The organism is Nocardioides albidus, from assembly GCF_006335005.1.
Classification (GTDB): Bacteria; Actinomycetota; Actinomycetes; order Propionibacteriales; family Nocardioidaceae; genus Nocardioides; species Nocardioides albidus.
The window spans coordinates 628969-637434 of sequence record NZ_VDMP01000027.1; the positions used below are offsets into that span (position 1 = coordinate 628969).

Annotated in this window: 7 protein-coding genes; 5 read left to right on the forward strand and 2 right to left on the reverse strand. The window is 72.3% G+C overall.

The features are described 5' to 3' along the window. Positions 1–9: 9 nt before the first annotated feature. From groL to FHP29_RS21410, 4 genes are all read left to right on the forward strand, one after another. Positions 10–1635: a chaperonin GroEL gene (gene groL / locus FHP29_RS21395; protein ID WP_139624871.1), complete on the forward strand. Its 1626-nt coding sequence runs from the start codon at positions 10–12 to the stop codon at positions 1633–1635. 86 nt (positions 1636–1721) lie between these two features. Beyond that, positions 1722–2582: a GNAT family N-acetyltransferase gene (locus tag FHP29_RS21400; RefSeq protein WP_240044651.1), complete on the forward strand. Its 861-nt coding sequence runs from the start codon at positions 1722–1724 to the stop codon at positions 2580–2582. A gap of 62 nt (positions 2583–2644) precedes the next feature. Beyond that, on the forward strand, positions 2645–4078 hold the full coding sequence (locus tag FHP29_RS21405; RefSeq protein ID WP_240044652.1) for a cytochrome ubiquinol oxidase subunit I: 1434 nt from the start codon (positions 2645–2647) through the stop codon (positions 4076–4078). Beyond that, positions 4075–5082 carry a cytochrome d ubiquinol oxidase subunit II gene (locus FHP29_RS21410; protein WP_139624872.1) on the forward strand — a complete coding sequence of 336 codons (1008 nt, stop codon included), beginning with the start codon at positions 4075–4077 and terminating at the stop codon, positions 5080–5082. The genes FHP29_RS21405 and FHP29_RS21410 overlap by 4 nt, the downstream gene beginning before the upstream one ends. On the opposite strand, the gene FHP29_RS21415 is transcribed toward FHP29_RS21410, so the two are convergent. Then, on the reverse strand, positions 5045–5791 hold the full coding sequence (locus FHP29_RS21415; RefSeq protein WP_139624873.1) for a hypothetical protein: 747 nt from the start codon (positions 5789–5791) through the stop codon (positions 5045–5047). The genes FHP29_RS21410 and FHP29_RS21415 overlap by 38 nt on opposite strands. A 66-nt stretch (positions 5792–5857) precedes the next feature. Then, positions 5858–7318: a glucose-6-phosphate dehydrogenase gene (gene zwf / locus FHP29_RS21420; protein WP_139624874.1), complete on the reverse strand. Its 1461-nt coding sequence runs from the start codon at positions 7316–7318 to the stop codon at positions 5858–5860. A gap of 59 nt (positions 7319–7377) precedes the next feature. Between zwf and guaB the strand changes: the two genes are divergently transcribed. Further along, on the forward strand, positions 7378–8466 hold a 1089-nt coding region (guaB, locus tag FHP29_RS21425), incomplete at its 3' end, for an IMP dehydrogenase (protein WP_240044653.1).

The window sequence follows — 8466 nt, forward strand, 5'->3', positions numbered from 1 at the left end:
GAGTAGTTAATGCCCAAGATCCTGGAATTCGACGAGAACGCCCGGCGTGCTCTCGAGCGCGGCGTCGACGCCCTGGCCAACACCGTCAAGGTGACCCTCGGCCCCAAGGGACGCTATGTCGTGCTCGACAAGAAGTGGGGCGCGCCGACCATCACCAACGACGGCGTGACCGTCGCGCGTGACGTCGAGCTGGACGACCCGTTCGAGAACCTCGGTGCGCAGCTCACCAAGGAGGTCGCGACCAAGACCAACGACGTCGCCGGTGACGGTACGACGACCGCGACCGTGCTCGCCCAGGCGCTGGTCCACGAGGGGCTGCGCGCCGTCGCCGCCGGCGTGAACCCGATGGGCCTCAAGCGCGGCATGGACGCCGCCGCCGCGGCCGTCGGCGACGCGCTCAAGGCCGCCGCCCGCGACGTCGACGACGAGAAGGACATCGCCTCCGTCGCGACCGTCTCCTCGCGCGACAGCCACATCGGCGAGCTGCTCGCCGAGGCCTTCGGCAAGGTCGGCAAGGACGGCGTCATCACGGTCGAGGAGTCCAACACCCCGTCGACCGAGCTCGAGTTCACCGAGGGCATGCAGTTCGACAAGGGCTACATCTCGGCGTACTTCGTCACCGACGCGGAGCGCCAGGAGGCCGTCCTCGACGACCCGTACATCCTCATCCACCAGGGCAAGATCGGCGCGATCGCCGACCTGCTGCCCCTGCTGGAGAAGGTCATCCAGGCCGGCAAGCCGCTCTTCATCCTCGCCGAGGACGTCGAGGGCGAGGCCCTGTCCACGCTGGTCGTCAACAAGATCCGCGGCACCTTCAACGCCGTCGCCGTCAAGGCCCCGGCCTTCGGCGACCGCCGCAAGGCGATGCTGCAGGACATCGCGGTCCTCGCCGGCGGCCAGGTCATCTCCCCGGAGGTGGGCCTCAAGCTCGACCAGGTCGGTCTCGACGTGCTGGGCCAGGCCCGTCGCGTGGTGATCACCAAGGACAACACCACGATCATCGACGGCGCGGGCGAGGCCACCGAGGTCAACGCCCGGGTCGAGCAGATCAAGAAGGAGATCGAGGCCTCCGACTCCGACTGGGACACCGAGAAGCTCCAGGAGCGGCTGGCCAAGCTCTCCGGCGGCGTCGTGGTGATCAAGGTCGGCGCGCACACCGAGGTCGAGCTCAAGGAGAAGAAGCACCGCATCGAGGACGCCGTCTCCGCGACGCGCGCCGCGATCGAGGAGGGCATCGTCCCCGGCGGCGGCTCGGCGATCATCCACGCCGTGTCGGTGCTCGACGGCGACCTCGGCCTGACCGGTGACGAGGCGTTCGGCGTGCGGATCGTGCGCAAGGCCGCCGACGAGCCGCTGCGCTGGATCGCCGAGAACGGTGGCGAGAACGGCTACGTCATCGTCAACAAGGTGCGCGAGCTGGGCGTCGGCAACGGCTACAACGCCGCCACCGGCGAGTACGGCGACCTGGTCGCCCAGGGCGTGATCGACCCGGTCAAGGTGACCCGCTCGGCCCTGGCCAACGCGGTCTCCGTGGCGGGCATGCTGCTGACGACCGAGGTCCTGGTCGTCGACAAGCCCGAGGACGAGGAGCCCGAGGCGGCCGGTCACGGCCACGGGCACGGCCACGGCCACTGATCCAAGCTGATCCTCGCTCCACCATCCGGCCCGTCGCTCCCTCCCGGGGGCGGCGGGCCGGTGCGTTGTCCGGCATAGTGGAGGGCATGCTGTGGCGTGTGCGAGCCGGACTGCCCGATCGGCCCGGGGCCCTGGCCGAGCTGGCTGCGGCCTGCGGCCGGGCGGGGGTCAACATCCAGACCGTCCAGGTCTTCCCGGAGGACAGCTCGGTGACCGACGAGCTCGTGCTCCAGGTGCCGCAGGACTGGACCCGTGACCGGCTCGCCGAGCTGGTCACCGCGGCGGGCGGCGAGGCCGTGTCCGCCGTACCGGTGACCACGGCGGCGCTCGAGGACCAGCCGACGCGCTACGTCCAGGCGGTGCGCGCGATCATCGCCCAGCCGGCGACCTTCCCCGACGTCGTGGCGCACCTGTTCGACGCCGACGTGGAGCCGAGCGACGGGACCGAGGACGTGCTGGAGGTGACCGTCGGCGGCTCGGCGACGATCCAGGTCCGCCGCGACACGCCCTTCACGTCGATCGAGCGGGCGCGGGCCGCGGCCCTGGCCGAGCTCGTCGGGGAGGTGCTCGACGCCCAGGCGCCTCCGGCGCCCCACCAGCCGGGCGCCGGCGATCCGGACTTCGTCACCGCGGGTGCGGTGGTGTCCGCGCTCGCGGGCGGCAAGGTGGCGGGGCGCGCGGAGTTCACGGCCGTCGAGGGCGACGACCCCTGGCCCGTCGACCTGTGGGTGGACCCGGCCTGGCACCGGCGCGGCGTCGGCACCCGACTGCTCGCCGATGTCGCCCGGGCGGCTCGCTCGGCGGGCGCGGAGGAGATCGTGCTGACCGCGCCGTCGGACACCAAGGCGGTGCTGCCGATGGTCCTCGCCGCCGGGATGCGCGGGCGGATCCGGATGGCGGGGGAGAGGCTCACGGTGCGCATCGCGCTCTCCGACCTGCGCCGCTGATGTGGGCCAGATGACACCCGCCGCCACTTTGTGAAGGCATTCACAAGCGCTACGGTCGAAGGGTGCTGACCACCGACGTCGTCACCGCCCTGACCGCACTCACCCGCCTCGCCGCCGAGGCCGAGCCCGCCGGGCTGCTGCCCGCCGGGCTGCTGCCCGCCCGGGAGCAGATGGCGCTCTCGCTCGGCTGGCACATCGTGATCGCCTGCTTCGGCGTGGCGTTCCCGGCGATGATCTTCGTGATGCACCTGCGCGGCATCCGCCGCGACGACGCGGTCGCCCTCGGTCTGGCGAGGCGGTGGGCGAAGGTGTCCGCGGTGCTGTTCGCCATCGGCGCCGTGTCGGGCACGGTGCTCAGCTTCGAGATGGGCGTGCTCTGGCCTGGACTGATGGGGACGTACGGCGACGTCCTCGGACTGCCCTTCGCCTTCGAGGGCCTCGCCTTCTTCCTCGAGGCGATCTTCCTCGGGATCTACCTCTACGGCTGGCGCCGGATGCCGGCCGAACGGCACGTGCTGATGGTCCTGCCGATGGCGATCACCGGCATCATCGGCGCCTACTGCGTGCTCGCGGTCAATGCCTGGATGAACGTCCCCACGGGCTTCCGCATCGTCGACGGCGAGGTCACCGACGTCCGTCCGTGGGCCGTGCTGTTCAACGGCCACGCCTTCTTGCAGTTCGCCCACATGTGGGTCGGCGCCTACATGCTCACCGGCTTCACCGTCGCCGGCGTGTACGCCGTCGGCATGCTGCGCGGGCGACGCGACGCGCACCACCGGCTCGGCTTCCTGGTCCCGTTCGTCTTCGCGTCGGTGGCGGCGGTGACCCAGCCGTTCGTCGGTCACGTCCTCGGCTTCGGCCTCGACGAGCGCCAGCCCGCCAAGCTCGCCGCCTTCGAGCTGGCCGAGACCACGGAGAGCCCCTCGCCGCTCCGGCTCGGCGGCGTCCTGGTCGACGGCGAGGTCAAGGGCTCGATCGACATCCCCTACCTCGGCTCGCTGATCGCGATGAACTCGCCCGACGACCCGGTCCCCGGCCTCGACACCATCCCCGAGGAGGACCACCCGCCGGTCAACCTGACCCACCTCGCCTTCCAGACCATGGTCGGCATCGGCACGCTGCTCGCCGCGGCCGTCGTCCACTTCTGGATCCAGCGCCGGCGCGGCCGGGACCTGTTGGAGCGGCGGTGGTTCCTCCGCTTCGCGGCGGCCGCCGGCCCGCTCGCCGTCATCGCGCTCGAGGCCGGCTGGATCGCGACCGAGGTCGGGCGCCAGCCCTGGATCGTGTACGGCGTGATGCGCACCCCGGAGGCGGTGGGCGACTACACCGCGAGCCTGTGGTGGCTGCTCGGCATCAGCACGGTCGTCTACACCGCGATGACCGTGGGCGCGGTCGTCGTCCTCCGTTCGATGGCCCGCCGCTGGCGCGCCGGCGATGCCGACCTGCCGAGTCCGTACGCCCCCGAGGTCGCCGTCGCCCCGGAGGCCGCGCGATGAGCCTCGAGCTCGCCGTCGCCGCCGCTCTCTTCGTCGGCGTCATCGCCTACGCCGTGCTCGGCGGCGCCGACTTCGGGTCCGGGTTCTTCGACCTCACCGCCGGCAGCGCGCGGCGCGGGGCCGAGCTGCGCACCCTGGTCGACCACAGCATCGGCCCGGTGTGGGAGGCCAACCACGTCTGGCTGATCTACGTGCTCGTCATCTGGTGGACCGGCTTCCCCGAGTCCTTCGCCGCCGCGATGTCGACCCTCGTGCTGCCGCTGCTCCTCGCCCTGCTGGGCATCGTGCTGCGCGGCGCCAGCTTCGCGTTCCGCAAGTACGCCGCCACGCTCGCCCAGGCCCGGCTGTTCGGCGTGGTGTTCGCGACCTCCTCGATCATCACGCCGTTCTTCCTCGGCACGGTCGCCGGCGGCATCGCGTCGGGCCGGGTCCCGCTCGACGGCAGCGGCGACCGCTGGGCCTCGTGGGTCAACCCGACCTCGCTCTTCGGCGGCGTGATCGCGGTCGGCACCTGCGCCTTCCTCGCCGGCTCCTTCCTGGTCGCCGACGCCCGGCGCAGCGGGCAGGAGCGCCTGGCCGAGGACCTGCGGGTCCGGGCGCTGGCGGTCGGCGCGGCGACGGGCGCCGTCGTCTTCGCCGCCCTCGTGCCCATCGACCACGACGCCCCGACCCTGGCCGCGGGCCTGGAGGGGCGGGCGGCCCCGCTCGTCGTCCTCGCCGGCCTGGCCGGGCTGGCGACGATGGCCCTGCTCTGGACCCGCCGGTACGCCGTCGCCCGGCTCACCGCCGTCCTCGCCGTGGCCGCCGTGGTCTCCGGCTGGGGAGTCGGGCAGTATCCCTGGCTGCTCGTCGACGAGGTCACCATCGCCGACGCGGCCGGCGCCACCGCGACCCTGCAGGGGCTGCTCGTCGCGGTCGCGCTCGCGGTGGTGGTCGTCGTACCTCCGCTGGCCTATCTCTTCAAGCTCACCCAGTCGGAGGAGTGGTCCCGCCCGGACCACTGAGCGCTGGACCGGTCGGCGCTCCCACGAGCGGTCCGGTGCCGGTCCGGAGCACGGCGAGGCCCAGCGCGACGAGCGCGAGCGGTTGGGCGACCAGCATCGTGAGGACGTAGGCGACCCACACGATCCCGCTGGCCGAGCCGTCGTCGGCGAACGGGACGACCGCGTCGACCGCGAACAGCGCCAGCAGCAGGGCGGGCAGGACGCCGACCAGGGCGATCCGGCGGCGCCCCGCACGGAGCAGGACGAGAGCGATGCCGACCAGCCAGGCCGCCAGCAGGTGGTGGGCCATCGGGAGCAGCGCCTGCGTGCCGATCAGGTGGACGGCGAGGTAGGCCGACTCGGCCCAGCCGTGGTCCATGCCCTCGATGTAGTCGATCGTGCCGTGCGAGGTGTGCCGGATGACGCCGGCGAACAGGACGCTCGCGCCCGCGACGACCGCGAGCGTCGACACGGTCAGCACGCCCAGGGCGAGCGGCCCGCGACGGCCCAACGCCTGGGCGAACCCGAGCGCCGCCACGATCAGTGCCACTCCGCCCACGACGAGGACGAAGCCCGCCAGCCCGTAGCGGTAGGCGGACTCGTCGAGGAAGCGCAGCCCGTCGGCTGCGCTGTCGGTGTCTCCCCGCGTCGTCCCGACGAGCTCGATCAGCGGCGCCGCCCCGAGCATGGCTCCGGCGATGATCGCCGCGGCGCCAGGCGCCCTGTCCATGCGGCCATGCTCCCAGAGCGGCAGCGATCGCGCATCAGTCGCCGAGGACGGGCGGGCGCTGGTCGTTCACCTCCGCGCGAGCTCCGGGTCCGTCGCGTGGTTGCCGAGCCGCCAGCCGCCGAGCGGCAGGTCGAGGGCCGAGGCCGGACCCCAGGTGCCGACGCCGTAGGGCTCCACCGGCGGGCGGCGGTCGAGCACCGGCTGGAAGATCTCCCACAGCCGGTCGACCTCCTCGGAGCTGATGAACAGGGTCCGGTCGCCGCGCATGACGTCGAGCAGGAGCCGCTCGTAGGCCTCGAGGGGGTCGGCGCCCGGAACGTCGCCCACGAGGTCGAGCCGGAAGACGCCCTCCACGAGCGCCATGTCCGGCCCGGGCCGCTTGGCGCGCACGTCGATCGCGATCCGCGGCTGGTCGGCCAGCTCGATGACCAGCTCGTTCGGCTCGGGCACCCCGCCGTCCTCCGGCTTGAGCCAGCGGTGGCGCGGATCGCGGAAGCGGACGGTGATCGTGCGGTTGCCCTCGGCCATCGCCTTGCCGGTGCGCAGGTAGAACGGCACGTCGCGCCAGCGGTCGTTGTCGATCCAGACCTCCGCCGCGACGTACGTCTCGACCTGGGAGTCGGGGGCGACGTCGGGCTCGTCGCGGTAGCCGTCGTACTGACCGAACACCACGCGCTCGGGATCGATCGGCCGGACCGCCGAGAAGGCCGCGGCCTTCGCCGCCCGGATCGCCGAGGCGCGGAACGCGTGCGGATCCTCGAGCGCCACGAAGCCCAGCAGCTGCGCCAGGTGGGTGGTCACCATGTCGCGCAGGCAGCCGGTGCCCTCGTAGAAGCTGCCGCGGCCCTCGACCGTCAGCTTCTCCGGGACGTCGATCTGCACCGACTCGATGGTGTGTCGATTCCACGCCGGCTCGAAGAGCCCGTTGGCGAAGCGCAGCGCGAGGATGTTCTGAACCGCCTCCTTGCCCAGGAAGTGGTCGATGCGGCAGACCTGGTCGCCCTCGAACGCCGACGACAGGACGGCCTGGAGCTCGCGGGCGGTCGCGAGGTCGGTGCCGAACGGCTTCTCGGTGACCAGGCGCGAGCGTGCCACGAGGTCCTCGCGGTCCAGCATCCCGACCATGCCCTTGACCGCGCCGGGCGGCACCGAGAGATAGAGCAGGCGGCGTACGTCGCCCAGCAGGCAGCCGCAGGTGGCGAGGATCCGGTCCTCGGCCTCCTCGACCGCGCGGGCGAGCGCGGCGCCGTCGTCCGCGGAGGAGGCGACGAAGCGGACGCGCTCGAGGAGCGGTCCGGCCACGGACTCGTCGACGTCCCCGACGAACTCGCTCAGCGCGTCGCGGACCTGCCGGCGGAACTCGTCGTCGGTGCCGGGGGAGTGGCGACCGCTGCCGATCACCTCGAAGTGGTCGGGCAGACGACCGGCGGCAGCCAGCCGGTAGAGGCCGGGGAACAGTTTGCGAGCGGCGAGGTCGCCGGTCGCGCCGAACAGGACGAGGACATGCGGGGAGAGGTCGGAAACCACGGTTCCAGCCTCCCGGACCCGTCAAGGCCGTGACGGGCGTCACGGCCTAGACTGGCGGAGTGGAGGTCCCCGACAAGTTCGCTGCGCTCGGTCTCACCTACGACGACGTCCTCCTGCTGCCGGGTCATTCCGACCTCGCGCCGGACGACATCGACACCACCTCGCGGCTGACCCGTGAGATCTCGCTGAGGTCGCCGTTGATCAGCGCCGCGATGGACACCGTGACCGAGTCGCGGATGGCCATCGCGATGGCCCGCCAGGGCGGCATCGGCATCCTCCACCGCAACCTCTCCGCCGAGGAGCAGGCCTACCAGGTCGACCTCGTGAAGCGGACCCAGACCGGCATCATCTCCAACCCGGTCACCATCGGCCCCGACGCCACCCTCGAGGAGCTCGACCGGACCTGCGGCGAGTACCGCGTCTCCGGGCTCCCGGTCGTCGACGGCGACAACCGCCTCCTCGGCATCTGCACCAACCGCGACCTGCGGTTCACCCCCGTCGCGGAGTGGGCCACCACCAAGGTCGACGAGGTGATGACCCCGATGCCGCTGGTCACCGGCGACGTCGGCATCAGCCGCGACGACGCCACGGCCCTGCTGCGCAAGCACAAGCGCGAGCGCCTCCCGCTCGTCGACGCCGACGGTCGTCTCGGCGGCCTCATCACCGTCAAGGACTTCGTGAAGTCCGAGCAGTTCCCCCTCGCCTCCAAGGACGCCGACGGCCGGCTGATGGTCGGCGCCGCGATCGGCTACTTCGGCGACGCGTGGGAGCGCGCCACCGGCCTGATCGACGCCGGCGTCGACGTCCTCGTCGCCGACACCGCCCACGGCCACGTCACCCTGCTGCTCGACATGGTCCGCCGCCTCAAGTCGGACCCCGCGACCAAGCACGTCCAGGTCATCGGCGGCAACGTCGCCACCCGGGAGGGCGCCCAGGCCTTCGTCGACGCGGGCGCGGACGCCGTCAAGGTCGGCTTCGGGCCCGGCTCCATCTGTACGACGCGCGTCGTCACCGGCTGCGGCGTCCCGCAGATCACCGCGGTCTACGAGGCCTCCCTCGCTGCCGGGCCGGCCGGCGTACCCGTCATCGCGGACGGCGGCCTGCAGCAGTCCGGAGACATCGCCAAGGCGATCGTCGCCGGCGCCGAG

Bases quoted from the DNA above. Each gene is read 5' to 3' on its own strand.
- FHP29_RS21410 (WP_139624872.1), top strand. From the start codon at position 4,075: ATGAGCCTCGAGCTCGCCGTCGCCGCCGCTCTCTTCGTCGGCGTCATC.
- FHP29_RS21415 (WP_139624873.1), bottom strand. From the start codon at position 5,791: ATGGACAGGGCGCCTGGCGCCGCGGCGATCATCGCCGGAGCCATGCTC.
- groL (WP_139624871.1), top strand. From the start codon at position 10: ATGCCCAAGATCCTGGAATTCGACGAGAACGCCCGGCGTGCTCTCGAG.
- FHP29_RS21400 (WP_240044651.1), top strand. From the start codon at position 1,722: ATGCTGTGGCGTGTGCGAGCCGGACTGCCCGATCGGCCCGGGGCCCTG.